The organism is Actinomadura decatromicini (assembly GCF_008121305.1).
Classification (GTDB): Bacteria; Actinomycetota; Actinomycetes; order Streptosporangiales; family Streptosporangiaceae; genus Spirillospora; species Spirillospora syzygii.
This window is the reverse complement of the sequence record NZ_VSRQ01000008.1, coordinates 258,346-283,356: the sequence shown is the minus strand read 5'-3', so window position 1 is coordinate 283,356 and position 25,011 is coordinate 258,346. Positions and strand designations below refer to the sequence as shown.

19 protein-coding genes are annotated in these 25,011 nt (G+C 72.5%); 11 read left to right on the top strand and 8 right to left on the bottom strand.

The features are described from left to right. Window positions 1–149 precede the first annotated feature (149 nt). Window positions 150–1,130, top strand: coding sequence for an NAD(P)-dependent alcohol dehydrogenase (locus FXF68_RS34100; protein WP_148766958.1), 981 nt, complete (start codon window positions 150–152; stop codon window positions 1,128–1,130). 430 nt (window positions 1,131–1,560) lie between these two features. On the opposite strand, the gene FXF68_RS34095 is transcribed toward FXF68_RS34100, so the two are convergent. Continuing rightward, a complete protein-coding gene (locus FXF68_RS34095) occupies window positions 1,561–2,160 on the bottom strand; it encodes a hypothetical protein (RefSeq protein ID WP_246179093.1) in 600 nt (199 codons plus the stop codon). Window positions 2,161–2,331: 171 nt separating this feature from the next. On the opposite strand from FXF68_RS34095, the gene FXF68_RS34090 reads away from it, so the two are divergent. After that, window positions 2,332–3,375 (top strand): glycoside hydrolase family 113, encoded by a 1,044-nt coding sequence (locus FXF68_RS34090; protein ID WP_222870213.1) that lies wholly within the window; start codon window positions 2,332–2,334, stop codon window positions 3,373–3,375. Between the two features lie 30 nt (window positions 3,376–3,405). Here FXF68_RS34090 and FXF68_RS34085 read toward each other — a convergent pair whose 3' ends face one another. Continuing rightward, the gene (locus tag FXF68_RS34085; protein WP_148766649.1) at window positions 3,406–5,232 is read right to left on the bottom strand and encodes a DUF2334 domain-containing protein; all 1,827 of its coding nucleotides are present in this window, start codon (window positions 5,230–5,232) and stop codon (window positions 3,406–3,408) included. Window positions 5,233–5,735: 503 nt separating this feature from the next. Between FXF68_RS34085 and FXF68_RS34080 the strand changes: the two genes are divergently transcribed. From FXF68_RS34080 to FXF68_RS34050, 7 genes are all read left to right on the top strand, one after another. Continuing rightward, window positions 5,736–6,983 carry a glycosyltransferase family 2 protein gene (locus FXF68_RS34080; RefSeq protein WP_148766647.1) on the top strand — a complete coding sequence of 416 codons (1,248 nt, stop codon included), beginning with the start codon at window positions 5,736–5,738 and terminating at the stop codon, window positions 6,981–6,983. 117 nt (window positions 6,984–7,100) lie between these two features. Further along, window positions 7,101–8,306 (top strand): non-hydrolyzing UDP-N-acetylglucosamine 2-epimerase, encoded by a 1,206-nt coding sequence (wecB, locus tag FXF68_RS34075; RefSeq protein ID WP_222870212.1) that lies wholly within the window; start codon window positions 7,101–7,103, stop codon window positions 8,304–8,306. A 22-nt stretch (window positions 8,307–8,328) separates the two neighbouring features. Further along, window positions 8,329–9,003, top strand: a complete 675-nt coding sequence (locus FXF68_RS34070) for a 3-keto-alpha-glucoside-1,2-lyase-like domain-containing protein (RefSeq protein WP_222870211.1) — start codon at window positions 8,329–8,331, stop codon at window positions 9,001–9,003. Between the two features lie 414 nt (window positions 9,004–9,417). Continuing rightward, window positions 9,418–9,915 (top strand): bacterioferritin, encoded by a 498-nt coding sequence (gene bfr / locus FXF68_RS34065; RefSeq protein ID WP_148766643.1) that lies wholly within the window; start codon window positions 9,418–9,420, stop codon window positions 9,913–9,915. A 221-nt stretch (window positions 9,916–10,136) separates the two neighbouring features. After that, on the top strand, window positions 10,137–10,772 hold the full coding sequence (locus tag FXF68_RS34060; protein WP_148766641.1) for a 2OG-Fe(II) oxygenase family protein: 636 nt from the start codon (window positions 10,137–10,139) through the stop codon (window positions 10,770–10,772). Next, on the top strand, window positions 10,769–11,395 hold the full coding sequence (locus tag FXF68_RS34055) for a hypothetical protein (protein ID WP_148766639.1): 627 nt from the start codon (window positions 10,769–10,771) through the stop codon (window positions 11,393–11,395). Before FXF68_RS34060 ends, FXF68_RS34055 begins: the two co-directional genes overlap by 4 nt. A 33-nt stretch (window positions 11,396–11,428) precedes the next feature. After that, window positions 11,429–12,601 (top strand): epoxide hydrolase family protein, encoded by a 1,173-nt coding sequence (locus FXF68_RS34050; protein ID WP_148766637.1) that lies wholly within the window; start codon window positions 11,429–11,431, stop codon window positions 12,599–12,601. Window positions 12,602–12,631: 30 nt separating this feature from the next. Here the strand turns inward: FXF68_RS34050 and FXF68_RS34045 are convergent, their stop codons facing one another. Beyond that, window positions 12,632–14,731: a glycoside hydrolase family 31 protein gene (locus FXF68_RS34045; RefSeq protein ID WP_187438242.1), complete on the bottom strand. Its 2,100-nt coding sequence runs from the start codon at window positions 14,729–14,731 to the stop codon at window positions 12,632–12,634. 118 nt (window positions 14,732–14,849) lie between these two features. Between FXF68_RS34045 and FXF68_RS34040 the strand changes: the two genes are divergently transcribed. Beyond that, entirely contained in the window at window positions 14,850–17,147 is a 2,298-nt protein-coding gene (locus FXF68_RS34040) for a hypothetical protein (RefSeq protein WP_148766633.1), read from the top strand. A 278-nt stretch (window positions 17,148–17,425) separates the two neighbouring features. Next, on the top strand, window positions 17,426–18,787 hold the full coding sequence (locus FXF68_RS34035; protein WP_148766631.1) for a M20/M25/M40 family metallo-hydrolase: 1,362 nt from the start codon (window positions 17,426–17,428) through the stop codon (window positions 18,785–18,787). 63 nt (window positions 18,788–18,850) lie between these two features. Here FXF68_RS34035 and FXF68_RS34030 read toward each other — a convergent pair whose 3' ends face one another. Genes FXF68_RS34030 through FXF68_RS34010 form a run of 5 tightly spaced genes read right to left on the bottom strand, consistent with a single transcriptional unit; the run spans window position 18,851 to window position 24,995 of the window. Continuing rightward, window positions 18,851–19,606 (bottom strand): N-acyl homoserine lactonase family protein, encoded by a 756-nt coding sequence (locus FXF68_RS34030; protein ID WP_148766630.1) that lies wholly within the window; start codon window positions 19,604–19,606, stop codon window positions 18,851–18,853. Then, window positions 19,603–20,655: an Ldh family oxidoreductase gene (locus tag FXF68_RS34025; RefSeq protein ID WP_148766629.1), complete on the bottom strand. Its 1,053-nt coding sequence runs from the start codon at window positions 20,653–20,655 to the stop codon at window positions 19,603–19,605. The genes FXF68_RS34030 and FXF68_RS34025 overlap by 4 nt, the downstream gene beginning before the upstream one ends. Continuing rightward, window positions 20,652–22,091, bottom strand: a complete 1,440-nt coding sequence (locus FXF68_RS34020) for an aldehyde dehydrogenase family protein (RefSeq protein WP_148766627.1) — start codon at window positions 22,089–22,091, stop codon at window positions 20,652–20,654. Before FXF68_RS34020 ends, FXF68_RS34025 begins: the two co-directional genes overlap by 4 nt. Beyond that, complete coding sequence (locus tag FXF68_RS34015) at window positions 22,088–23,596, bottom strand: amidase (protein ID WP_148766625.1); 1,509 nt, start codon at window positions 23,594–23,596, stop codon at window positions 22,088–22,090. Before FXF68_RS34015 ends, FXF68_RS34020 begins: the two co-directional genes overlap by 4 nt. After that, window positions 23,577–24,995, bottom strand: a complete 1,419-nt coding sequence (locus FXF68_RS34010) for a 3-oxoacid CoA-transferase (RefSeq protein ID WP_222870210.1) — start codon at window positions 24,993–24,995, stop codon at window positions 23,577–23,579. Before FXF68_RS34010 ends, FXF68_RS34015 begins: the two co-directional genes overlap by 20 nt. Window positions 24,996–25,011: the final 16 nt, after the last annotated feature.

Below are 25,011 nucleotides of genomic sequence, written 5' to 3'. Positions count from 1 at the left end.
GCCGAAAGTACGGCGCCCCGCTCAGACCAATGGACGGCCCGCCCGTGGACGTTCTCCCGATGAGCCGCGCCGCCTCCCCCGCCAGGATCGGGGCAAGGGCAGACCGGAGCGCCGCCGGGTCGCGGCGCGGGCGGGAGGGCAGGCGCGTGATGAAGGCGATCGTCCAGGACGGGTTCGGCGCACCGGAGACGCTGCGGGCCGTGGAGATCGAGACGCCCGAGGTCGGGCCGGACGACGTGCTCGTCCGGGTGCACGCCGCCGGGGTGAACCCGTACGACTGGCACGTCCTGCGCGGCAGCCCCTACGTCGCGCGGCTGATGCCGGGCGGTCTCGGGCTGACCCGGCCGAAGGAGCGGGTGGCGGGGCTCGACGCGGCCGGACGGGTCGAGCGGGTCGGCGCGGACGTGCGCGGGCTGCGGCCGGGCGACGAGGTGTTCGGCTTCTGCCCCGGCGCGTTCGCGGAATACGCGCGGACCAAGGCCGACCGGCTCGCGCCCAAGCCGGCGGGCCTGTCGTTCGAGGAGGCGGCGGCGCTGCCCCTCGCGGCGACGACCGCGCTGCGGGCCGTCCAGGACGTGGCGGAGGCGCGCGCCGGGCAGCGGCTGCTCGTCAACGGCGCCGCCGGGGGGATCGGCACCTGCGCCGTGCAGATCGCCGCCGCCGCGGACGTCGAAGTGATCGGCGTGTGCAGTACGGGGAACGTCGGGCTGGTGCGCTCGATCGGCGCGGCGGACGTCGTCGACTACACCGAGGACGACTTCACGCGCGGGCGGCCGCCCTACGACGCCATCCTCGACAACGTGGGCAACCGGTCGCGCCGCGACCTGCGCCGCGCCCTCACGCCGGACGGCACGCTCGCCATCAACGCGGGCGGCGCGCCAGGCGAGGTGATCGGGGCGATCGGCCCCATGGTCGGCGCGGCGCTACTGGACCGGTTCGTCCGGCAGCGGCTGCGCGTCGTCCCGACCCTGCTGCGCCGCGACGACCTGCTGGCCGTCGCCGGGCTCGTCGAGTCCGGACGGCTCGTCCCGGTGCTCGACCGGGGCCGTCCGCTGTCCGACGCCGCCGAGGCCGTCAGCTACGTCGAGCGGGGGCACGCGCGCGGCAAGGTCGTCCTCACCGTGCCCTGAGCGGCGGCCGACCGTCCGGGCCGCGGCCAGCACGGCGAGCACCGCGCTCGTCAGGATCATGAGCGCGACCACGACCCATTCGCTGGAGCCGTCCGGGCCGTAGACGCGGCTCGCCCGGCCGACGTCCACGGCCCTGGTCCGCGCGCCCTCGCGCAGCGAGCCGCGGCCGCCCTGGAGGGAGACGTCCGCACGGTGAATTCTCCCGTCGTCGGACGTGAATTCCCCGTTCCATGTGCAGCTCTGGTGCCCCGGATGCCGGACGCATTCCAAATGGCGCGCCGTGAACACGCCGGGGGCTCCGTCGGCGCGGGCCGCGCGAACAGCCGGAGCGATATTCGGTACGGCCAGATAGAGCAGATAGAGCGCCACCAGAATCAGGGCGGCGGTCACTCCGTGAGAACGGCGCTTCCGGGCCATCTCCGGACCCTCGTCAGAGGGAGTCGGCGGCGCAGGTGCAGCGCATCCGGTCGCGCTCGGCGTCGTTCGGCCGCCGGTGCAGGACCATCGCCACCACCATCGGCGCGAAGACGATCGCGTTGTAGAACAGGTGGAGCTCGACGCGCGGGGCGATGAGCTGGATGACGCTGGTCGGCACGGGACGGCCCGCGATGTTGTGCCCGGTGCTCGCCTGCACGAGCAGCAGCAGGTGCTCGAAGTGGTGCCAGATCTGGATCACCAGTGCCACGTTCCACCAGGTCCGCGACCTGCCGACGAACCCGGGCCGCAGCAGGACGAGCCCGATCAGCATCACGAGCGCGTACCCGTAGTGCATCCACTCGGACGTGACGAGCCACGGGAACGCGAGCCCCAGGACGCCGCGCGACTCCTTCACCGACCAGCCCAGCCCCCAGATCTGGATGGCCTGCGCGATGTGCTCGGCCCAGTGCGCCACGACGACGAAGAGGAACAGGCCGAGCCCGGCCCGGTGGTAACGCTGGTTGAGGGATCGCAGCCCGGTGTCGAATCGCCTGGGGAGTGCAGCGTCCGTCGCCATTACGAAGATCTCCGTCCGCTTCGGCTCTACCCGCATTTTCCTTCCCATCCAACGTGTGCGGCGGGTTTCGCACCACTCACAGATTGCTCTCCACCGCCACCGATGGCCAGATCGGCGGAGGCAGATGATGTTGGCGGGTTCCGGCCACAAAAGAGAACGGCCATTCGCGCGTGCCGCGCGGCCGGTTCGGCTGGAATGGCGTGAGTGATGAACGCGTACGGCCGCGGCGCCCGCCTGACGGCCCTGCTCGCCGCCCTGCCCGCCGCCGTGTCCGCCGCCGCGTCCTGCTCGGCGTCCGGCGACCGCCCTCCGGAGAGGCCGGACCAGCACCAGCGCGGGATCGCGCTGCCGGCCTGGAGCACCGACGACTACGGCGGGCCGCGGGCGGGCGCGTACGTCGCGGCCGTCGCCGCGACCGGCGCGACCTGGATCCAGCTCACCCCGACCTGGTACCAGCGGTCGCCGCGCGACTCCGCGATGCGCCCGACGGACCAGACGGCGAGCGACGCGAGCCTGCGGCACATCATCGGCCTGTCCCGCCGGGCCGGGCTGCGCGTCCTGCTGAAACCGCACGTGGACCTGCCCGGCGACCAGGACCGCGCCGCGATCAGGCCGCGCGACGCCCGCTCCTGGTTCGCGGCCTACACGCGGCTGATCGTCCACTACGCCGACCTGGCCCGCGAGACGGGCGTCGACGAGCTGTCCGTCGGGACGGAGCTCGCCGGGCTGTCGGACGACCGCGCGCCGTGGCTCGACGTCGTCCGGCAGGTCAGGTCGCGGTTCCACGGGACGCTCGTCTACGCCGCCAACTACGACGAGTTCGAGCACGTGGCGTTCTGGGACGTCCTCGACCTCATCGGGATCGACGCCTACTGGCCGCTGGCGAGCCGTCCGACCGCCGACCCCGCCGCGCTGCGCCGCGCGTGGCGGCCGATCCTCCGGGAGGTCGGCCGGTTCGCGGCGCGGCACGGGCGGAAGGTGCTGTTCACCGAGGCCGGGTACGTGAGCCAGCGGGGCAGCACCACCGAGCCGTTCGCCTGGGACATCGCCGACGTGGACGGCTCGGCCGAGCAGGCCGCCGCCTACGAGGCCCTCCTCGCGAGCTGCGCCGGGCTGCCGTGGTGGGCGGGCGTCCACTGGTGGATGTGGGACGACTGGCCGGGCGCGGCCGAGACCCCGCGGCGGCTGTCGTACTCGCCGCACGGCAAGCCCGCGGAGCGGGTCCTCCGGCGCTGGTGGCGCCCACGCTGACGTCCACGCGCGCCGGAGGACCCGCGACCGCTACGGGATCAGCGTCGCCGGGTCGACGAACGTGTAGCCGAGGCCACGGATGCCGTCAACGATCTCGGTGAGCGGGCCGGTCCCGTTGTACGGGTGGTAGAAGGTGCTCGCGAAGCCGTCCCGCACGGCGAGGTTGTACTGCGCTGCCCGGACGATGTCGGCGGGCAGGCGCGGCGGGAGGTTGTTGTAGGGATCGGGCTCGTAGTTCCCGAGGTTCTCCGGCAGGACGGTCGCCCCGCCGATGTCGCGGACGGGGTAGGGGAAGAACTGGCCGATGTAGCGGTGCCCGTCGACGGGCCCGCCGGAGAGCTGGCCCGAGAAGTACAGGCTGCGCTCCAGCCGTGCGGCGTAGCTCTGCTTGATCACGCCGTAGTCGGTGGCGGACGCGGCGTAGTGCGGGGTGGTCCAGATGTTCGGGGTGGGCAGGCCGACGGGCGCGTAGGCCAGCCTCCCGGTGACGACCCGCGCGGACGCCCAGGGCCCCGAGTCCTCGGCCACGGGACCGTCGAGGACGACGTTGTTGCCCGCGTCGATGTGGGCGCGGAAGAACTCGAAGTCGTCGCCGGTCGCTCCCGTGTAGGGGTTCTGGGCGTTGCGGTACTGGTGGGTGTAGCCGTGCGCCACGATCCGTCCGCCGTGCGAGGCCATGTACCTCAGGGCGTTCACGACCTGGGGACGCTGCGCCAGCGTGACGGTCTCGGGGACGCCGTTGTTGTAGGCGCCGTTCGGGTCGGTGTAGACGGGGATCACCTGGAACGCGTACGGGATGTGCTGCGAGTTCAGGTACTGCGCGACGGCCATCAGCTCGGCCGGGTCGCTGTCGGGGTTGATGTCCTCCAGCCGCAGGACGGCACGGTGCCGGGTGGCCGTGCTGGGCGCGAGGGCGTCGAACAGGAGGTCGTGCCAGGCGACGATCCGGTCCGTCTCCTTCGTGTAGGCGTAGGGGATCTCGCCGAGGTAGGTCAGGTTGGACGACCTGACCGCCCACGGGAAGGTGGTCTCCGGCGTGGTGCTCGTGTCGTGGGCGAGGGCGAGCGTGGTCACCGCCGACGGGTTGGTGATGTAGGGGCGCAGGATGCCGCCGTCCGACCCCTGCGGGACGGTGCGGGTCAGCGGCTGGGTCTTGTAGTCGACCCGCGCCACGCTTCCCACCCCGAAGAACGACTGCGTCGGGTCCCAGCCGTACTTGGCGGTGAACGCGGGGACGCCGACCTTGCCCGCCAGCGTCCAGATGTTGTCGTTCATCCACACGACGGGCTTGGCCGTGGCGACGACGTCGGAGTAGAAGGCGTCCGGGATCGCGTCGGGGATCGAGCCGCCGTAGTAGGTCGAGCCGATGTAGACCGTTGCCGTGTGCTGCTCGACCTCGCCGGCCGTGTACTGCGAGACGGGCTTCGCCGTGACCGAGCCGAAGTGCCCGGCGAGGTTCGCGGTCGCCATCCCGTACAGCTCGCCGAGGAACCCGTACGGCCCGGCCGAGTCGTAGAGGACGAGCGCCGAGGTGCCCCCGGCGGCGGCCCGCGGGGCCACCGCGGCCCCGGTCGCGGCCTTGGCCCCCTTGAGCGGACGGGTCGCCGGGCGCTCCTTCCGCCTGCGCTGGTCGGCCGCCGCCTGGGTCTTCGCCCAGTCCTTGAGCTTGAGCGCGGACGCCGGGCGTCCGAGCGCGAGGTCGTCGCCGTGCCGGTGCCCGTGGCCCGGCCCGGCGCGCCCGGGCGCCGCGGCGGCGGTCGCCGCCGGGGCGGCGAGCGCCGTCACCGCCGCCAGCAGGATCGCCAGCACGGCCGCCGGCGGTCTCCCCGCTTTTCGGCTGCGCCAATTCATGGTCATCGAACCGCCTCCGCGTCCTTTAACGAAGCGTGAAAAGTGCGGTACCCCGCGTGGAATGTCGTATCACGTCTTGATTAATTGATCTAGTCGTGGCACGATCCGGCCGATCCGCAGCATTTCCCGCCTCTCGACTTTGACAGGACTTTACTTCGCGGTACCGTTCTTGCGGAACAGTTGGCCCGTCCCGGTCTGGGACGGGAACGGGGGGTCCCTCATCGGTCGTAGACGACTACGAAAAATGCGGTGCGGCCATCCCTCCAGACCGCGAATACCGGGGGGTCGCCGACGTTGTACATGAAATCTTCTCTAGGTTCGCTGCTCGTCTTCGCGGGGATCGTCGCACCTCCCGGCAGGACGCCCGTCATGCATGTGGCGCGCATCCTGCTGCAGATAACCGGAATGGGATTCGGAATTTACTGCGTGGCCGCTTTCGGTCTTTTCCTGGCCGGCGCGCGGATGCGCGGCGCGGCCGACACACGGCCCGGACGACCGCAGGAGTCGCCATGATAGGGCAGGTCACGGTCGCCGGCAGCCTGGCGATCATCGTGTTGGCGGTCGCGTACAACGGCGGGATGTTCGTCCTGTCGCGGCGCCGGATACCGCTCCCCGACGAGCCCGGCAAGGAACGCACCTATGTTTTCATGCTCGCGTGCCTGAACGAGGAAAAGGTAATAGGTGAGAGTCTGTCACGTCTCCTCGACCTGCCGCTGGACGACTTTCTCGTACTCGTCGTGGACGACGCCTCCGATGATGAGACAGCCCGTATCGCGGCCGCGGCGGGCGCGTCCGAACCCGGCCGAATCCATATCCTCAGCCGCACGTTCCCGGACGCCCGCAAGGGAAAAGGAGCGGCGCTCAACGCCGGTCTCGACTGGCTCGCCGAATCGGAGCTGCTGGCCGGAAAGGACCCGCGTGACGTCGTCATTTGCGTGGTCGACGCGGACGGCCGCCTCGACCGGCACGCCGCCGCCCAGGTCGATCCCTTCTTCAATGATCCGGAAGTGGGGGCCGTGCAGGTGGGCGTGCGGATGTACAACCGGCACGGCCGCCTTCTCGCCCGGTTGCAGGACATGGAATTCGTCGTCTACGGCGAGATCTTCCAGGGCGCCCGCCGCCACATCGGCAGCGTCGGGATGGGCGGCAACGGCCAGTTCATGCGCCTGGCCGCGCTGCGCTCGCTGACCGGACGGCCCTGGAGCGACTGCCTCACCGAGGACCTCGACCTCGGCGTCCGGCTGATCGCCTCCGGCTGGACCAACGCCTACTGCGGCACGGCGGCCGTCCACCAGCAGGCGGTCCTCACCCTCGGGCGGCTGCTGCGGCAGCGGTCCCGCTGGTTCCAGGGGCACATCCAGGCGTCGCGGCTCGCGCCGCTGATCCTGCGGGAGGTCGCGCCGCGCCCGGCGGCCGACCTGCTCTACCATCTGTCGAGCCCCGCGCTGCTGCTGCTCACCTCGCTGCTGCCGGTCTCGTTCGCCCTCATGCTCGGCGACACCGCCGTCGCCTCGGTCCAGGCCGGGCACAGCCTCATGTCGGTGTGGTGGCTGCCCTGGTTCTACGTCATGACGTTCGGCCTCGCCGCCGCCTACGCGTTCGTGTACCGCAGGCGCGAGCCGGTGAGCCGGCTGCACTCGCTGTTCCTCGGCCACCTCTACGTGATCTACGGCTACATCTGGTTCGTCTCCGGGTGGTGGGCCGTCGGCCGCCTCCTCACGGGCCGGCACACCTGGCTCAAGACCGCACGCACCTGAGAACGCACGTCCCCAGGCCGAGACCCGGCCTCATCCTCCCCTGCGCGACGGGCGGCGCCACCGCGTCCGGCCCGCGCGCCCCACGAGTCTGCCCACCAGTCTGCGAGGAGCGGAAACATGGCTGTCCTCCCCCGGCACGACGACCCCGTCCGGAACCAGTCGTGGGACGGTGTGCCCCAGTCCCCGGTGCCCGAGTCCCCGGTGCGCGCCATGGTCGTGCTCGGCACCCGGCCCGAGGCGATCAAGCTCGCGCCCGTCGTCCGCGCCATGGACGCCTCGCCGTCCTGCGAGCCGTACGTGGTGAGCAGCGGCCAGCACCGCGAGATGCTCGCGCCGATGCTGACGGCGCTCGGCCTCAAGGCGCACACCGACCTCGCCGTGATGCGGGACCGGCAGCGGCTGGCCGGGCTCACCGGGCGGCTCGTCACGGCCCTCGACGAGACGATCCGCGAGGAGCGCCCGGACGTGGTCGTCGTGCAGGGCGACACGACCACCGCGATGTGCGGCGCGCTCGCCGCGTCCTACGAGCGGATCCCGGTCGCCCATGTGGAGGCGGGGCTGCGCACCGGCGACCTGTACGACCCGTTCCCCGAGGAGCTGAACCGGCGGCTGATCGGCCGCCTCGCGCGCTGGAACTTCGCGCCGACCGAGCGCGCCGCCGCGCACCTGCGCGCCGAGGGCGTCCCGGAGGGGCAGGTCCTCACGACCGGCAACACGGTCATCGACAACCTCCAGTGGATGCTCGACCGGGGCGAGGGCGAGCCCGCCTTCCGCACCGGCGGCAAGCGGATCCTCGTGACCCTGCACCGCCGCGAGAACCAGGGCGGCGGGATGCGCGGCATCGCCGGGGCCGTCCGGCGGCTCGCCGACCGGGGCGACTGCGAGGTGCTGCTGCCGCTGCACAAGAGCCCGGCGGTGCGCGAGTCCCTCCTGCCCGGCCTGTCCGGGCATCCCGGCATCACGATCTGCGAGCCGCTCGGCTACCCCGACTTCACCGCGACGCTGGCGGCGTGCGACCTCGTCCTCACCGACTCGGGCGGCGTCCAGGAGGAGGCGCCCAGCCTCGGCAAGCCGGTGCTGGTGCTGCGCGCCACCACCGAGCGGCCGGAGGCGGTCGACGCGGGCGTCGCGCGGCTCGTCGGAACCGACCCCGGAGCGGTGTTCGCGGCGGCGTCCCGGCTGCTGGACGACCCGTCCGAGCGCGACCGGATGGCCCGCGCCGTCAACCCGTTCGGGGACGGCCGGGCCGCCGACAGGATCGTGGCGGCGATGGTCCGTGACTGCCTCCGGCCACCCGCGGCGCGGGACGGGGCGTCGGGCTGAGCCGTGCCGCATCATGGCAGCCATGTCACCCTCGGCCGAGCGCTCCGTGCCCCGGTGGTCGCCGCTGGTCGCGCTGGCCGTCCTCGTCACCGCCGCGTCCCTGGCGACCGTCCCCGACTGCGGCGGCGGTGACCGGTTCGTGCGGTGGCGGGACGGCACCGACCACGGCCCGTGGCGGTCGGTGTTCGACGGCCACGGCGTGAACGGGGCGCGCGGCGACGTCGTCTCGCTGCGTCCGATGGAGGCGGCCGGTCCGGCGGAGACGCACGCCGGGCTGGTCGTCTCGCGGGCCCGCTACGGGGCGATGGAGTTCAGGCTGCGCGCCCGCACCGTCGCGCAGTTACGGGAGCGGAAGCCCAATCCGTGGGAGGCCGCCTGGGTCGTGTGGGGCTATTCCGATGCGAGCCACTTCTACTACTTCATCTTGAAACCGACCGGCTGGGAACTGGGCAAGCGCGATCCCGCGTATCCGGGCGGGCAGCGCTTCCTGTCGACCGGGCGGCGCGCCTTCGCGCTCGACCGCTGGTACCAGGTCGCCGTCGTCCACCGCGGCGCGGGCATGGCCGTGCGGGTGGACGACCGGGATGTGACCGCCTTCACCGACGCGGAACGCCCGTACACCGGGGGCTCCGTCGGCCTTTACACCGAGGACGCGGAAGTCGAGTTCCGCGACATCTCCGTGCTCGCCCGTCACTGAAGCCGCCCGGGCACCGACTGGGGGCGGCGTTCGACGCTTCACCGCCGTCGTTCACTTTTCAACCTGGGGAATCTGCATATGATTCCGGGCGGCCGACTTCGGTCAATGGGGAAATTCTTTGTTTATTAGGCAAGGCTAGCCTTAATTAGCATTACCTAAGTAGCCGAATGGCTACATGAATTCCACCGAAGTCACGGCGGCAATCTGATCACGGCCCTGACCACCGGTCGGCTTGGACGGCGTTGGACAGGACCGGCTTCCGGTCCTTCCCTAACGGCCTATGCCGCGTCCCGGCGGGCGCCGCCGGCCGAACGGGATCGCCGCAGGATGGGCCTCGAATTCGCCGGATCAGCGGAATTCAACTCGAAAATTCTGAGCTGGCGGCCGCCCGGCGGCACTGCCAGCATGTGCGCCATGGAAGGTGACAGGGAAATCATCGCGCTGCTCAACGAGCAGCTCACCGCTGAACTCACGGCCGTCCACCAGTTCTTCCTGCACGCCAAGATGCAGCAGGACTGGGGCTACGTCAGGCTCGCGAAGCACACCCGCTCGGAATCCCTCGACGAACTGAAGCACGCCGAGCGGCTCACCGAACGGATCCTGTTTCTGGAAGGAGCGCCCAACTACCAGACAATCCACACGCTGCGGATCGGGCCGAACGTCCCCGAACAACTCAGGGCCGACCTCGCCCTCGAGATGGAGACGGTGGAGCGGCTGCGGCCCGGCATCGAGCTGATGCGCTCGCGCGGCGACGTCACCTCCGCCCGGATCTTCGAGGAGATCCTCGCGGAGGAGGAAGAGCACGTCGACTATCTGGAGACCGAACTCGGCCTTCTCGATTCCCTCGGCGAGCACAACTACCTGCAACGGCTCACCGACGCGCCCGGAGAGGACTTCACCGAGCCCGTCTAATGGCATCGCAATAGTGGACCAGGCTCCATTCTCCGGCGGAATGCGCCGGAGCGGACCTCCACCCGGCCCCGCGTGAACCCGCTCCTCCCCGACCGGTGCGGGCCGCGCGGACCGACACCCCACCCCCGGCCGGGCGGCGGACGGGCGACCGCCCGTCCGCCGTCCGGCCGCCCGTGATCGGCCGAGTCCGGCGGCGGATCCATCGAGAAAGGAGCGCGACCATGACCGACACCGACATCGCGGGCACCGCTCTCGCGGCGCCCGCCGACCGGCTGGTCCTGGAGATGTGGCGGACGCCCGTCTACCAGGCCGACTGCGCGGGCGCCGCCGAGCACCTCCCGGCCCTGCGCCGGCTCGTCCTCGACGCGGCGCGGGCCCGGGGCCCGGCCGGCCTGGAACCGGGCGTGATCGAGGCGACCCGGACGATGCTGACCTGGGACGACCCCGCGATCGACTGGCTGCGGCGGCAGATCGGCATCGCCGGGGAGGCGCTCGCCCGCGCTGTGCTCGGCGACGCCGCCGGCGAGGCCGGCGAGCACGACATCGAGGCGTGGGCGGTGGTCCACCGGTCCGGCGCCGCGCCGCGCCCGCACGCGCGCCGCGACTCGGCCTGGTCGGGCGTGCTGTCCCTGGACGGCGGCGACGGCGACGCCGCGCACCTGCGGCTGCTCGACCCGCGTCCCGCCGCCGCGGACCGGCCCGCCTCGCCGGGCGTCGTCCGCCACTCCCCCGTCCCCGGCCGGATGATCGCCTTCCCGAGCTGGCAGGCGCCCCGGATGGAGGCGGCGGCCACCGGTTCGCGGACGCGGATCGCCGTAGCCTGGAACATCTCCTACGTCCGGGACCGTGCGTCATGACCCTCACCATTCCCGCGCCCGTCCCGTCCTCCGGCCGCGACCGGCGCAGCTGCGGCGACGCCGGGGCCGCCGTCCGGCAGCACTGGGGGACGCCCATCGCGTTCGCCACGCTCGACCCCGCCGGGCTCCTGTCGCCGTCCGCGTCCGCCATCGAAGCCGAGGGGCCACCGGTCGAGTCCGTCCCGCCGGACGAGTTCGTCACCGACCCGGATGCGCTGGCCGCGCAGTTCCACGCATCGTTCGACGCGCTCGCCGCCGCCCACGGGCCCGGTCTCACGCCCCCGGTCGGCCGCATCGACGTCGCCGTGCGGATCTGGCGGCACGGGCACGCCGCGCCCGCCGCCGCGCATCCCGCCGACCTGGTCGGCTGGTGGGTGCTGGACGCGAGCCCCGCCCCCGCGCCCGCCGAGTCCGCGCACGCCGAGTCCGGCGCGCTCGCCTTCGCCGATCCCCGGCACGGCGCGGAGGCGCCCGCGCTGCCGGGACGCCCGTGGGGCCGCCGCCTGCTGGTCCGGCCGGTGCCCGGCGCGCACGTCGCCGTCCCCGGCTGGCTCGCCGCCTCGGTCGTGCCCGTGGCGCGCGGCCAGCACGTCCTGGTGGCCGTCGCCTCGACCGTCCGGTGATCACCGGGAGCCCGCCCGCGTAGGGTGGGTGCCATGCCGGAGACGCCCTCGCGACCCGAGCCCTTCGTCCAGCGGACCGACCCCGCGGCGCTCGACGACCTGCGCGCCCGCCTGCGCGCGACGCGCTGGCCGGACGCGCCCGAGAACGCCGGGTGGTCGCTCGGCACCGACGCCGGCTACCTCCGCGAACTCGTCGCCTACTGGGCGGACGGCTTCGACTGGGCGGCTCAGGAGGAGGCGCTCGCCCGGCTCCCCCGGTACCGCGTCCGAGTCGGCGGGCTCGGGATCCACTTCGTGCACGCCCGGGCGGCCGCGCCGTCCGGGCCCGTGCTCCCGCTGGTCCTCGGGCACGGCTGGCCGGACTCGTTCTGGCGGTACACGAAGGTCGTCCCGCTGCTCACCGATCCCGGCGCGCACGGCGCCGACCCCGCCGACGCGTTCGACGTGGTCGTCCCCGACATGCCCGGGTTCGGGTACTCCGACCGCCCGGCCGGGCCGCCGCTCGACTCCGTCGCGGTGGCCGGGCTGTGGGCGGAGCTGATGGACGTCCTCGGGTACCGCCGGTTCGGCGCCTCGGGCGGGGACGTCGGCAGCCACGTGAGCCGCTACCTCGCGCTCGACCACCCCGACCGGGTGGTGGCCGTCCACCGCACGGACGGCGGGCTGCCCGTCTTCGGCGGCGACCCGGCGGAGCTCACGCCCGAGGAGCGCGACTGGTTCGCGGACGTGGCGGCCTGGGGCGCGGCGGAGGGCGCGTACGCCGCCGTCCACCGCACCAAGCCGCAGACAGCCGCGTTCGGGCTCACCGACTCGCCCGCCGGGCTGGCCGCGTGGATCCTGGAGAAGCTCCGGTCGTGGAGCGACTGCGACGGGGACGTCGAGAACAGCTTCACCAAGGACGAGATCCTGACGAACGTCATGATCTACTGGCTCACCGGGACGATCGGCTCGTCCATGCGCATGTACCAGGCCAACGCCGCGATCCCGGTGGAGCAGCACGCCCGGCGGGTCGAGGTCCCGTCCGGCTTCTCGCTGTTCGCGGGCGACGTCCTGCGCCCGCCGCGGGCCTGGCTGGCACGCACGACCAATCTGGTGCGCGTCACCGAACCGGCCCACGGCGGGCATTTCGCGCCGTTCGAGGAACCCGAGCTCTACGCCGCGGAACTCCGCGAATTCTTCCGCCCCTACCGGAAGGAATTGGCGTAGCGCATTTCCGGGTTCACTGCAGGCTGCGGGCTACCGGCTGCCGAGTACGGAGATGAGCCGGGACGTGTCCTCCGTTCCCATTCGCACGAACAGGGGAAGCGTGCCCAGGTCGGCCTTGTACGCCTTGAGGTCGCCGCCGCCGACCTCCTTGCGGCGTGCCACGTCGTACCAGCGTCCGGGCGGCAGGTGGACGCTGCGCGACGTCCCCTTGGACAGCACCGGGGCGGCCAGCAGCGAATCGCCGAGCAGCCATTCGTCGGGGATCGAATAGGTGGCGCGGTCGTCCGGGAAGGTGAAGAACAGCGGCTTCATGATGGGCTCGCCGGACGCCACCGCCCGTTTCACCTGGTCCTGGATGTACGGGTTGAGCGCCTTGTGCAGGCGCATCGCCGCCGTGTAGTACCGCGCGACCTCCGGCGGATAGGTGACCCACTTCTTGTGGACCTGGTCGTAGACCCGGATGGGCGAGGTCGACGAATAGACCAGCGGCATGGCGGCGGCGGCCTGCGCCCAGCGGACGAGGACGTCCTTCGACGGCGGCGCCTGCCCCATCGAACCGCCGATCATGTCGGTCTCGACGAACGGGTATCCGACGGTCGAGACGGCGAGGTTCTGCTTGACGGCCGCCTGCAGCGAGGGGAAGTCGGTGCCCTTGTCGAGCATGCGGGTGACGAAGCCGTATTTCTGCGCGCCGGTCCAGTGCACGCGGACGCCGACGCTCTGCTGGTCGAACCCGTCGGCGAGTTCCGCGCCGAGGCGGCGGTAGTCGGCGGCGGTCAGGCCCTTCGCCGGGGCGCAGCCCTCGTCGAAGAACCGGGTGTCGAATTTGAAGCCGTCGATGCCGTATCTGCGCTGCAGGTCGCGGAGATTGTTCTCGTACCAGCGGTAGGCCGCCGCGTTCCCGAGGTCGACGAGACCGGCCTCGCCGTTCCACCAGGTGACGACGCACGGTTTCGACGGGTCCCCCTTCGACTTGAGGAGGTAGCCCTTCTGCTTGGCGATGGCGTAGTTGTCGGCGTCCATGTTGATCCATTGCGTGACCCACACGCCGAAGCGGTAGTTCATCGCGTGGATCTCGTCCGACATCGCCTTCGGATTGGGGAACTTGTCGTTGAAGACGAAGTCGCCGTAGTGCTTCATCCAGCCGGAGTCCAGCGACATCGTGTGGCCGGGCAGGCCCTTGGCGTGGAGGGCGCGGGCGTATTCCAGGAAGCTCTTCTGGTCGACGTCGTTGTAGAACTGCGCCCATGAGTTCCAGAGCGGGCTCTCGAACTGGTCGGGAGGCGCGTCGCTCTTCTCGGGCTTGCCCGCTATGCCGATGTAGTCCTGGTAGACGGCGCGGGGCGTCGGCTCGACGAAGACGGTCGTCTTGAGCGAGGACGTGTCGGCGACGCTGAGGTCGGCGACGCCCTTCCGCTCGCGTCCGAGGGAGACGTGCATCAGGTTGCCGGTGTCGACGTAGATCCCGGCCGCCGACTGCGTGAACCAGAACGGCTCGACCATCAGGTAGGACGCCGGGCCGAACGCGGGGTCGTTCACCTGCTCCTTGCCGCGGGCGGCGTCCAGCGGCCACGGCTGGAGGAGGTGCGGGTCGCCCTCGGCGTCGGACCTGGCCTCGCCCTGGCCGTACCAGTGCCCGGCGGACGCGAGGTCGAAGTGCACGCCGACGCGGGTCGCCTTCACCCCCTGGACGGCGGTCTCCAGCCCGTACCGGTCGGCCTCCGGCTTGATCTTCACGCGGAGGGTGGCGCGCCGGTCGGTCGTCGCCACGGTGAGGTCGAGGACGCCGTTCGCCAGGCCGAACCTGCGGACGGACGTCGGGCTCGTCCGGCTGCCCTTCGGCCCGGTGAAGTCGAACGCTCCAGCGCTCGCGGTGGCGAGGACGGTCCGCCCCGCGCGCTTCGTCGTGATGGAGAACGGCGACACGCCGATCACGACCGAGTAGTCGCCGTTCGTGAGGGTGAGGTCGTCGCCGCTCCGCCGGAGCTCGGGCCCGGCCGCGGCGGCGGGGACGACGGCGAACAGCGGCGGGACCAGGGTCAGACAGGCAAGAGCACGTAAGAGACGCTTCCGCGACACGGACACCTCGCAGGTGACGGAGCCGGCCTCCCCCGAGACTGACCTGCTCATTTGTGTGTGCTTTAGACAATTTGCAAGCATAAATGGATACAAACGAGCGATCAACAAGCATTGTCAGGGAGATCCGGGTGTGGCCGGATTCGGCATACTGTCCCGGTGGAGGCGCCCCATGGGGATCGGACGTTGGCGTGCCGAGCGGCTGGTCAGGCTGGCCGCGGAGCAGGGCGGCACGGCGCGGCTGGACGCTCTGGCGCGGCGCGCCGCCGCGGGCGGACCGGAACTGGCCCTGCTCGTCGCGGTCGCGGTCCGCGATGAGCATCGTGCGCACCCGCTGCGCGCCTGGGCGCGGGACCTGATCCCGCGCGCCTGGGCGCGGCGGCGCGATCCGAGGCTGCGCGCCGTCGTCCGCAGGCACGGACTCCTGCCGGACGGCGGCCCCGCGCGCCGCACGGTCGCGGCCCTGCACGGCCGGCTGCTCGAACACTGGGACGACGGCGCCGAACGGGCGGTCCCCGCGCTGCTCACCGACCCCGATCCCGACGTGCGGGAGGGCGCGCGGCACGCCTGCGGCGCGGCAAGCGAGCCGGTGCTCGGCGCGCTGTGGCGGGCCGCCGCCGAGGCGTCCGGCGACGACCGCCGGGCCCTGCTCGACGCCTTGCCGCGCAATCCCCGTCCGCTCGCCGGCGCGACGCTCGCGCACGCCTGGCGGTGCTGGATCGACGGGCCGACGCCGGAGCTGTGGGCCCGCCTCCGCGAGACCGGCCGGGAGGCGCCCGGCGATGACGAGGTCCGGCGGCTCAGCGCGCTGGCCCTCGGCACGGCCGCGCCGGACGAGCTGTGCCGTGCCGTCCTCGCCGACCGCACGCCCGAGCACGTCCGGCGGCTCGTCGCGCGGACCTGCGCCGAGCGCGGGCTCGTCCCGGACGAGGAGCTGGAGCGCGCCGCGTTCCTGCTGCTCAGCGGCCGGAGGTCGGAGTACCGGGCGGCAGATCCGGACGGCGGCCTGCTGGCGGTCGCCTACGCGGGCGGCTCGGCCGGGCTGCGCGCCCGGATGCGGTCCGCCGTCGCGGGCGACCTCGACCTGGTGCGGGTCCTCGCCGCCACCGCGCCGCCGCGCACGATGAGCGTCCGCGAGCGCGGCTTCCTCGCCGGGCGGCTGGCCGCCGAGGAGGCGTGGCCCGACCTGTGGCGGCTCGCCCGCGACCTCCCCCTCGCCGAGGTGATCGAGGCCGTCCGGCCGGTCCGCGGGTGGTGCCCGCCCGGCATGCCGCGCGACGCGTTCGACCGGTTGCGCGCCATGCCGTCCGACCGCGTCCGGGCCGCGCTGTCGGCGTTCGACCTGCGCGGACCGCTGCGTCCCGTGCACGACATCACGGTCGTGGAACGGTGCGCCCTCTCCCCGGACGGGACGCGCCTCGCCGTCACCGGCCGGAGCCGGACCACGGGCGCGCAAGTCCTCATCGACTACGCCCTGCCCGGAGGGACGGTCGTCGCGTCCTACAGCAGTGAGGGCCGCACCGAGCAGTGGCGGAGCCTGGTCCACACCGGCGAGGAGGTGATCGCGATCGTGGGGCACCCGGCCGGGCGGCTCGTCCGGTACCGGGACGGCGAGCGCCACTGCCTGATCGACCCACCGCACATCCCCGGGCACGTCCGCGACGACATCTGCGCCGCCGTCCTCGCGCCCGGCGGGACCCTCGCCGCCGCGAGCCTCCGCGACCTGCACCTCTTCGCGCCGCCCTACGACGGGACGCGGCGCACCGTCCGGTTCGCCGACCTCGGGCTGGCGGAGGTGTGGGGCTTCGCGCTGGCCGTGGAGCCCCGGACCGGGCTGATCGCGGTGGGCGGCCCGGCGCCCGCCGTGCTGGACGCGCGCGCCGAGGCGCTCGTCGCGCGCGGGGACGGCGACCGAAACAGGACCGAAGGGGTGGTCTTCACCGGGCCTGACCGGCTGGTGACGACGGGCATGTCCGGCGACCTGATCCGCTGGCGGCTCGCGGACGGCGCCCTGCGCCCCGAGGCGTCCCGCACCTACGGCAGCGGCGGCCCGGACCTGACCTCGCTCCCCGCGCACGGCCGGATCTGGGCCAGGTCGGGGGACGTCTACGTCGACGCGGACACCCTCCGCGAGAGCGGCCCGCCGGACGGATCGCGTCCGGACCGGCTGTCCGTCTGGGCCACGCCGTCCGGCCGGCACTTCGCGGTCGCGGGGCTCGACGGCCTCGACGTGCACGGCCCGTACCGGGACGCGGCGGCACGGCTGCTCGACCGTCCGCTGGCCGACCTCGTCCCCGGCGACCTGGACCGCGCGGACGCCCTTCTCGCCTCCGGCCGCTACGACGGCGACGCGGCCGAACTCCTGACCCTGCTCCGCGTCTGCCTGGAAGAACGCTACGGAACCGAGGTCGCCCTGGGCCCCGCGACCTCCGTCGCCACCGAAACCGACATAGCCCTCAGCGTCGACTGAAAGACCCGGGCGCGGGCTTCCTCAGCGCGAATTCGGTTGTCCGGTAATGACCTTCTGGCCAGTTCCACTAAGGAGCGGACGCGCCGATTTGAGGGCCACTGTCTTGATCACGGTTTAGTTGCGGAGACGTGCACCATTCTTGTTGATATTGGGCCGATTACGTAGATTCTCCCGAAACGGGGGTCCTGTTCTCTCGCGGCGCCGCCGTCCGTTCGCGCGCGGCCCGGGGACCGGGCCCGGTCGGCGGGCGCGGCCCCTATCTCCCATGAGGTGACGCCATGTCCGAGGTCAACCGCCGCGACCTGCTGGCCGGAGCGGCCGCCTTCGCCGGATTCGCGACCGTCGGCCTGCTCCCCGGCACCGCCGCCGCCGCGACCCGGCAGCGCCCCGGCGCCCTCCGCCCGCCCTCCCTCGGCGTCGGCGACAAGGCCGTCGTCGCCCGCGTCGACGCCCGCCGTGCGCTGCGGCATCTGAAGGTCCTGAGCGACGAGATCGGCTGGCGCGTCGCCGGGACCCGGGGCGAGCACCGCGCCGCCCGCTACATCGCCGAAGAACTGCGCGACCTCGGGTACGAGGTCGAACTGCAGCCGTTCCCCGTCGCGGACAAGTACCTCGCGGAGATCGACGCGCGCGGCGAGCGGCCGTGGCAGAGCAGCGCGTCCCCGCAGGGCGCCGTCGGCTCGGTGGACGGCAGGGTCGTCGACCTCGGCCCGGTCACCGAGGTCACCGGCGACGTGCGCGGGCGGCTGGTGCTGTTCGACCGCGTGACCGGGAAGGAGACCGACCAGGCGAAGGCCGCCGCGGGCGCGGGCGCCGCCGCCGCGCTCATCGTCAACGTCCGCTCGACCACGTACCCGGAGCGCAAGGCCACCTCGTTCGTGCCCGTCCTGACGGAGCCGGTCGCGATCCCCGTGCTGGGCCTCGCCGAGTACCACGGCGAGCGGATCCGGGCGGGCGCGCGGCGGCTGTCCTTCGAGGTCACCGCCTACACCGGGCTGACGTCCCACAACGTGCTGGCCGAGCGGAAGGCGACGCTGCCGAACCCCGAGGGCAAGGCCGTCATCGTCAGCGCGCACTACGACACGGTGCCCGGGTCCCCGGGCGCCAACGACGACGGCAGCGGGACGGTCCTGTGCCTGGAACTGGCGCGCGTCCTGCGCAGGCTCCCGACGCAGCAGGCGGTCCGCATCTGCCTGTGGGGCGCGGAGGAGTACGGCCTGATCGGCGCCCGGCACTACGTCAAGCAGCTCGACGAGGCGGGCGTCAAGCGGATCACCGGTTGCTTCCAGAACGACATGGTCGCCACCAGCAGCCCGCCCGCGGGCACGTACTGGCTCCTGTCGGTGGACGGCGCGAACAACACCACCACCGCCGCCGTCAACGCCGCCGCCGTCCGGCTCGGCTACGTCGACCAGACCAAGGGCCCGACCGCGCGCGGCTCCAGCGACCACGAGGCGTTCCACGAGCGCGGCATCCCGGCCGGCAACTTCAGTTGGCGCGGCGGCGAGGCGCCGAGCCAGCTCGAGCCGGTCTACCACACGCCCGAGGACAGGATCGTCCAGAACCTCAGCCTCGAGCGGTTGCAGGTGTCGCTCGAACTGATCGGCTGCGCCGCCTACGACGTGGCCCGCCGCAAATAGCCGCCATTCGCGAATGTGGGGACGGGCCGGGCCCGTCCCCACTTTCGTCTGCTCGGGCGGCCGTCAGGTCTGGAACAGGCGGCTTTCGGCGATTCGGCCGTCGTGGCTCGGGACGACCTCGCAGTCCAGCCCGGCGACGTACTCGAAGGTCTCGTAGCACTCGAACAGATTGGTGTGAATGGTGGGCGCGATGCCCTTCCGCCAATCGCTCGGGTCCCAGTTCTCGTAGACGCCGATGGCGTCGCCCGCGAGGAGATAGCGCCCGCTGTCGGTCTCGACCAGGACGCCCTGCGAGCCGGGCGTGTGCCCCGGCATCGGGACGACGGTCACGCCCGGGCAGATCTTCTGCTCCCCGGTTATCGCCTCCGTGCGGTCCCATGCCGACATCCACGGGGCCTGGAGTCCGGGCAGTTTCTCGTAGGCGCGCTCGTGCACCGGAAGCGGGCTGATGGCGTATTCGAGTTCCCGCCGGTTGACCAGGATCCGGGCGTTGCGGAACAGGGCGTTGTTCGAGCAGTGGTCCCAATGCAGATGGGTGTTGACCACGTAGTCGACGTCGTCCGGGTCGATCCCGTACTCGCGGAGGACTCCGGCGGGCGTCTCGTCCGAGTCGCGCACGAATTCGTAGGCGTGGTGCTGCCGGACGTATTCGGGCGCGAGCGTTCCGGTGTCCACGACGATCCGCGTTCCCGCGGCCTCGATGACGAACATGAACATGATGATGTCGATCGTCTCGTCGCTCGCCGAGCCGTAGACCGCGGCGGGCAGCGGGACGTTCTTCGACCGTCCGACGCGCAGCGCGGTCACTTTCACGCTCATCGCTCCCCCAGCGCGTCGACTCCCAGGCCGTCGGCGACCTTCCGCAGGTCGGCAAGGGTGCGTTCGGGCAGCAGCAGCCCGTCGCGGGCGTTCCGCGCCTCGGCCAGGTCCTCGATCTCGCCGGGATAGCGCACTTCCTCCGCCCCTTCCCGCGACCCCGACTTGAGCTCGGCCACCAGCGCCGTCATCCGTTCGCCGAACTCCTGGACGGGACTGAACGCCGCGATGTCCAGAGCCAGATACAAATGCCCCGACCGCCCCGGATGCTCGGCCTGATAAGGCCCGTGCACGGACGAGCCGAAACCGCTCCCGCTCAGAACTCCCGAAAGGACGTCCATCATCACCGAGATGCCGTAGCCCTTGTGCCCGGCCATCGGCAGGACCGTGCCGAGCAGCGCCTCGTCCGGATTCCGCGTCGGCAGGCCCTCGGCGTTGACGGCCCACCCGTCCGGGATCTCGGTTCCGTGGTTCCGCGCGAGGTAGATCTTCCCTCGCGCGACCCCGGTGTTGGCGATGTCGAGGACCATCTGGCGGTCGGCGTCCACCGGCGCGGCGATCGACCACGGGTTGCTGCCGACGAGCTTCCCGCGCCCGCCCCACGGCGCCATCGCCGGGCTCGAATTCGTCGTCAGGACGCCGACGCAGCCGCGCGGCGGCGCCATTCTCGTGAAGTACGCCGCGGTGCCGAAATGGTTCGAGTTCCGCACCGCGACGACGCCGACGCCGTGCCGCTTCGCCCGTCCGATCGCCTCCTCCGCCGCGTGCGCGGCGATCACCTGGCCGATGCCGTCGTGCCCGTCCAGGGTCGCGACGGCGCCGGTCCCGGCGACGATCTCGCATTTGGTCTCGGCGTTCATCACGCCCGCGCGGAGGCGGTCGACGTACCAGCCGACGCGCAGCACGCCGTGCGACTGGTGGCCCCACAGGTCGGCCTGGACGAGGCTGTCCGCGACGAGCCAGGCGTCGTCCGGCGGGACGCCGCACGCGGAGAAGATCCGGGTGGCGGCGTCCCGCAGCTCGTCGGCGGAGACCTGGACGGCCGTGCTCACTTCCGCCCGCCCGCGGGCTCGATCAGGATCAGCCGCTCCTCCGTCATGTCGCGGACGGCGTAGCGGGGGCCCTCCGTCCCGTAGCCGCTGTCCTTCACGCCGCCGTACGGCATCAGGTCCGCGCGCGTGCTGGACGTCGAGTTGATCACGACGCCGCCCATCCGGAGGCGGCGCGCCGCGACCAGCGCGGTGTCGAGGTCGCGGGTGAAGATGCCCGCCTGGAGCCCGTACGGGGTGTCGTTCACCGCCTCGATCACGGCGTCCACGTCGTCGAACGGGACGACCGACACGACCGGCGCGAACACCTCCTCGCAGAGCAGGCGCGCCTCCGGCGCGACGTCGACGAGGATGGTCGGCGGCATCATCGGGCCCGACCGCTTCCCACCGGCGACGACGCGCGCGCCCTGGTCGACGGCGGCGTTCACCCACTCCTCGGCCCGCTTCGCGGCGGCCTCGCTGATCATCGGGCCGATGTCGGTCGCCGGGTCCTCCGGGTCGCCGAGGACGAGCTTCGACGCGGCGGCGGAGAGCTGGTCGAGGAACTCGTCCACGACGTCGGCGTGCACGTAGAGGCGCTGCACCGACGTGCACACCTGGCCCGACTTCCGGAACGCGCCCCGGCTGCACTGCTGCGCGGCCGACGCGATGTCGGCGTCCCGGCACACGATCGTCGCGGACACGTTGCCGCACTCCATCGTCGCCCGCCGCATGCCGAGCCGCGCGGAGATCGCCTTCCCGGCGGCGGTGCTGCCGGTGAACGTCACGAAGTCGACGCGCTCGTCGTCCACGAGCGCCCGGCCGACCGGGTCGCCGGGGCCGAGCACCAGCCCGATGAGCCCGGCGGGCAGGCCCGCCTCCAGCAGCATCCGGCACAGCGCCGCCGCCGCGATCGGCGTGAACGGCGACGGTTTGACCACCGCCGCGTTCCCCGCCGCGAGCGCGGGCCCGACCTTGTGCGCGACGGTGTTCAGCGGCGAGTTGAACGGCGTGATCGCGCCGACCACGCCGACCGGCTGCCGGATCGTGAACGCCAGCCGGTGCTCGAACCCCGGTGCCGCCTGGATCGGGACGACCGCGCCGTCGATCCGCTTCGCCTCCTCCGCCGACGTCAGCATCGTCTGCACCGCGCGGTCGGTGTCGCCGAGGCAGTCCTTCACGCTGAACCCCGACTCGCGCGCCACGTCCAGCGCGAGCCGCTCGCGGTCCTTCGCGATCGCGTCGGCCACCGCGCGGAGGACCTCGTAGCGCGCCGGGGGGTCGAGCGGGGTGCGGCTCGCCTCCCGCGCGACGGTCACGGCGTCCGCGACCATCTCCGGCGTCGCGTCGTAGGCCAGCGCGATCGGCTCGCCGGTGAACTTGTGGTGCACCGTCCGCTCGTGGTCGCTGCGCAGCCACTCGCCGTTGATCAGGTTCGCGACCGTGGGTAGCCCGGTCATGTCGGCTGTCCTTTCCTCGTCTTCGGCGTCCGGCGCGTGCGCGCCGCCCGTGTCCGGGCGGCCTCCGCGACCGGGGACCAGCCGGTGTGCCGCTCGTAGGCGCGTCCGACCCGCAGGACGCGGGCGTCCGCATGGCGGGGGCCGACGATCTGGAGTCCGGCCGGGAGCCCGGCGCGGGTGAGGCCGCACGGCACGCTCAGCGCCGGCTGCCTGGTCATGTTGAAGGGGTAGGTGTAGGGCGTCCACGAGGCCCAGACGCGCGAGCGCTCCGGGGTCGGCCCGTCGACGCCCGCCTCGAACGCGACCGTCGGGACGGTCGGGATGACCAGGACGTCGTACGTCTCGTGGAACCGCGCCATCCGGTGCCCGAGGTCGGCGCACACCGCGACCGCGTCCAGGTAGGCGACGGCGGTGATGCCGCGGCCCTTCTCCGCGTACTCCAGCATCGCGGGGTCGACGCGGGCGAGGTCGTCCGGGCCGTAGGGGCGGAGCGTCCGGGCGAGACCGGCGCACCACATCGTCTGGAACGCCTCGACCGGGTCGTCGAAGATCGGCCCGACCTCGGAGACGCGCGCGCCCATCCCGGCGAGGACGTGCACCGCCTCCGCCACGAGCGCCTCGACCTCCGGGTCGTTGCGGCCGTAGCCGAGGTTCGGCGAGTAGCCGATCGACAGGCCCTTCACTCCCGCCTCGATGCCCGCGGCGAAGGAGCCGTCGCGCGGGGGCGGCGCGGCCCAGTCGCGGACGTCGGGACGCGAGATCACGTCCAGCAGCAGCGCCGCGTCCAGCACCGACAGCGTGATCGGGCCGCGGTGCGACAGCGGCCCGTTGCCGCCCGGCGGGTACGCCGGGACGAGGTCGCCGGTCGGCTTGAACCCGACCGTCCCGGTGAACGCCGCCGGGACCCGCACCGACCCGCCGCCGTCCGTGCCGATCGACCACGTGCCCATCCCGGCCGCGACCGCGGCGGCGGACCCGCCGCTGGACCCGCCGGGGGTCAGCGCCGGGTCCCACGGGCTCCGCGTGATCCCGAACCGGGGCGAGTCGGTGACGCCCTTCCACCCGAACTCCGGCGTCGTGGTCTTCCCGAGCAGGACCGCGCCCGCCTCGCGCAGCCGCGCCACGCCCGGCGAGTCCTCCCGCCACGGGCCCGGGTCGTCCACCAGCCAGCTGCCGCGCAGCGTCGGCCACCCGGCGGTGCGGTCGAGGTCCTTCACCGTGGTGGGCACGCCGTCCGCCGGTCCGCGCTGCGTCCCGGCCGCCCAGCGGGCCTGCGACTCGGCCGCCGCGCGGACCGCGACGTCCTCGCCGACCAGGACGAACGCGTTCAGCTCCGGGTTGCGTGCCTCGATCGCGTCCAGCGCGGCGCGGGTCGCCTCGACCGGCGACAGCTCGCGCCGCTCGTAGGCGCGGGCCAGCTCCGCCGCCGTCATCCCGGCGAGCTCGGACGATGCGGGCGGTCCGGGCGGCGGGGCGTCCCGCCGGTCAGCCCGCGGCGCCGCCATCGGCCCGCGCACCTCCCGGGGCGAAGTCCGCGAAGTCGAACTCGAACTCGGTCAGCTCCGCGACCTCGGCGGCGGTGAACCCCGGCGCGACCTGCTCGAGCCGCCACCCGTCGCCGGTGTGGCGCAGCACGCACAGGTCGGTGACGACGATGTCGACGCAGTTCCGCCCGGTCAGCGGGTACTCGCACTCCTTGACGAGCTTCGGACGCCCCTTCGAGTCGAGGTGCGTCGTCAGGACCATGACCGTGACGTCGCCCGCGACCAGGTCCATCGCGCCGCCGATGCCCCCGCCGATCATGTTCGGGGTGCTCCAGTTCGCAAGGTTCGCGACGGCGTCGACCTGGAACGCGCCGAGCGCGACGAAGTCGACCTTCCCGCCGCGCACCATCTCGAAGGACGTCACGCTCTCGAAGAACGACGCGCCCTTCTCCAGGTGGACGTACTGCCCGCCCGCGTTGTAGATCTCCGGGTTGTAGTCGTCGCGGGACGCGATCGTCCCGTACCCGAGCACGCCGTTCTCCGAATGCAGGACGATGTCGCGCCCGGAGATGTAGTTCGAGATGAGCGTCGGAATCCCGAGACCGAGGTTCATGTAGCTGCCGTTCGGCACGAGCCCCGCCGCGGTCTCCGCCATCTGCAGCCGGGTCAGCCCCTTCTTCCCGTTGTAGGTGCGGGCGCTGTCGGCGCCGCGCCCCTCGCGCGGGGCGGGGTGGTCGTGCGGGACGTCGACCGTCTTGCGCACCACCCGGCTGACGAAGATGCCGGGCAGGCCGATCCGCTCGGGATCCAGCTCGCCGTCGACGATCTCGTCCACCTCGGCGATGGCGATCTTGGCGCCCTTCGCGAAGGCGGGCATGAAGTTGCGGCCCACGCCCTCGAATTCGAGGTTGCCGAAACGGTCCGCGCGCGAGGCGCGGATGAACGCGTAGTCGACCTTCAATCCCATTTCGAGGACGTGCTCGACGCCGTCGATGACGCGGGTCTCCTTGCCGTCCGCCACCGCGGTGCCGACGGCGGTGCGGGTGTAGAACGCGCCGATCCCGGCGCCGCCCGCGCGCAGCCGCTCGACGAGCGTGCCCTGCGGGACGAGCTCCACCTCGATCTCGCCCGCGGCGATCTGCTTCTCGGCCGCCGACGTCGCCTCGCCCGCCCGCGCCGAGAACGACACGATCAACCGGTTGACCTGGTTGTTCTCGATCAGCGTGTTCGAGCGGTAGTCGCCCGTCCCGAGCGAGTTCGCCACGATGCAGAGCCGCCGCGCGCCCTGCTCGCGCAGGGCCACGGTGAGGCTCGTCGGGAAACTGTGCGTCATCCCGAACCCGGCGATCGACACGCTCGCCCCGTCCGGGACGTCCGCGACCGCGGCCTGCGGGGACTCGTACACCTTGTTGATGGTCATCGCCTGACTTCCTCTG

Excerpts from the sequence above, each read along its gene's own strand:
- FXF68_RS34035 (WP_148766631.1), top strand. The coding sequence starts at position 17,426 with ATGTCCGAGGTCAACCGCCGCGACCTGCTGGCCGGAGCGGCCGCCTTC.
- FXF68_RS34040 (WP_148766633.1), top strand. The coding sequence starts at position 14,850 with ATGGGGATCGGACGTTGGCGTGCCGAGCGGCTGGTCAGGCTGGCCGCG.
- FXF68_RS34045 (WP_187438242.1), bottom strand. The coding sequence starts at position 14,731 with ATGAGCAGGTCAGTCTCGGGGGAGGCCGGCTCCGTCACCTGCGAGGTG.
- FXF68_RS34055 (WP_148766639.1), top strand. The coding sequence starts at position 10,769 with ATGACCCTCACCATTCCCGCGCCCGTCCCGTCCTCCGGCCGCGACCGG.
- wecB (WP_222870212.1), top strand. The coding sequence starts at position 7,101 with ATGGCTGTCCTCCCCCGGCACGACGACCCCGTCCGGAACCAGTCGTGG.
- FXF68_RS34070 (WP_222870211.1), top strand. The coding sequence starts at position 8,329 with ATGTCACCCTCGGCCGAGCGCTCCGTGCCCCGGTGGTCGCCGCTGGTC.
- FXF68_RS34095 (WP_246179093.1), bottom strand. The coding sequence starts at position 2,160 with ATGCGGGTAGAGCCGAAGCGGACGGAGATCTTCGTAATGGCGACGGAC.
- FXF68_RS34050 (WP_148766637.1), top strand. The coding sequence starts at position 11,429 with ATGCCGGAGACGCCCTCGCGACCCGAGCCCTTCGTCCAGCGGACCGAC.
- FXF68_RS34090 (WP_222870213.1), top strand. The coding sequence starts at position 2,332 with ATGAACGCGTACGGCCGCGGCGCCCGCCTGACGGCCCTGCTCGCCGCC.
- FXF68_RS34060 (WP_148766641.1), top strand. The coding sequence starts at position 10,137 with ATGACCGACACCGACATCGCGGGCACCGCTCTCGCGGCGCCCGCCGAC.
- FXF68_RS34030 (WP_148766630.1), bottom strand. The coding sequence starts at position 19,606 with ATGAGCGTGAAAGTGACCGCGCTGCGCGTCGGACGGTCGAAGAACGTC.
- bfr (WP_148766643.1), top strand. The coding sequence starts at position 9,418 with ATGGAAGGTGACAGGGAAATCATCGCGCTGCTCAACGAGCAGCTCACC.
- FXF68_RS34015 (WP_148766625.1), bottom strand. The coding sequence starts at position 23,596 with ATGGCGGCGCCGCGGGCTGACCGGCGGGACGCCCCGCCGCCCGGACCG.
- FXF68_RS34020 (WP_148766627.1), bottom strand. The coding sequence starts at position 22,091 with ATGACCGGGCTACCCACGGTCGCGAACCTGATCAACGGCGAGTGGCTG.
- FXF68_RS34085 (WP_148766649.1), bottom strand. The coding sequence starts at position 5,232 with ATGACCATGAATTGGCGCAGCCGAAAAGCGGGGAGACCGCCGGCGGCC.
- FXF68_RS34100 (WP_148766958.1), top strand. The coding sequence starts at position 150 with ATGAAGGCGATCGTCCAGGACGGGTTCGGCGCACCGGAGACGCTGCGG.
- FXF68_RS34080 (WP_148766647.1), top strand. The coding sequence starts at position 5,736 with ATGATAGGGCAGGTCACGGTCGCCGGCAGCCTGGCGATCATCGTGTTG.
- FXF68_RS34010 (WP_222870210.1), bottom strand. The coding sequence starts at position 24,995 with ATGACCATCAACAAGGTGTACGAGTCCCCGCAGGCCGCGGTCGCGGAC.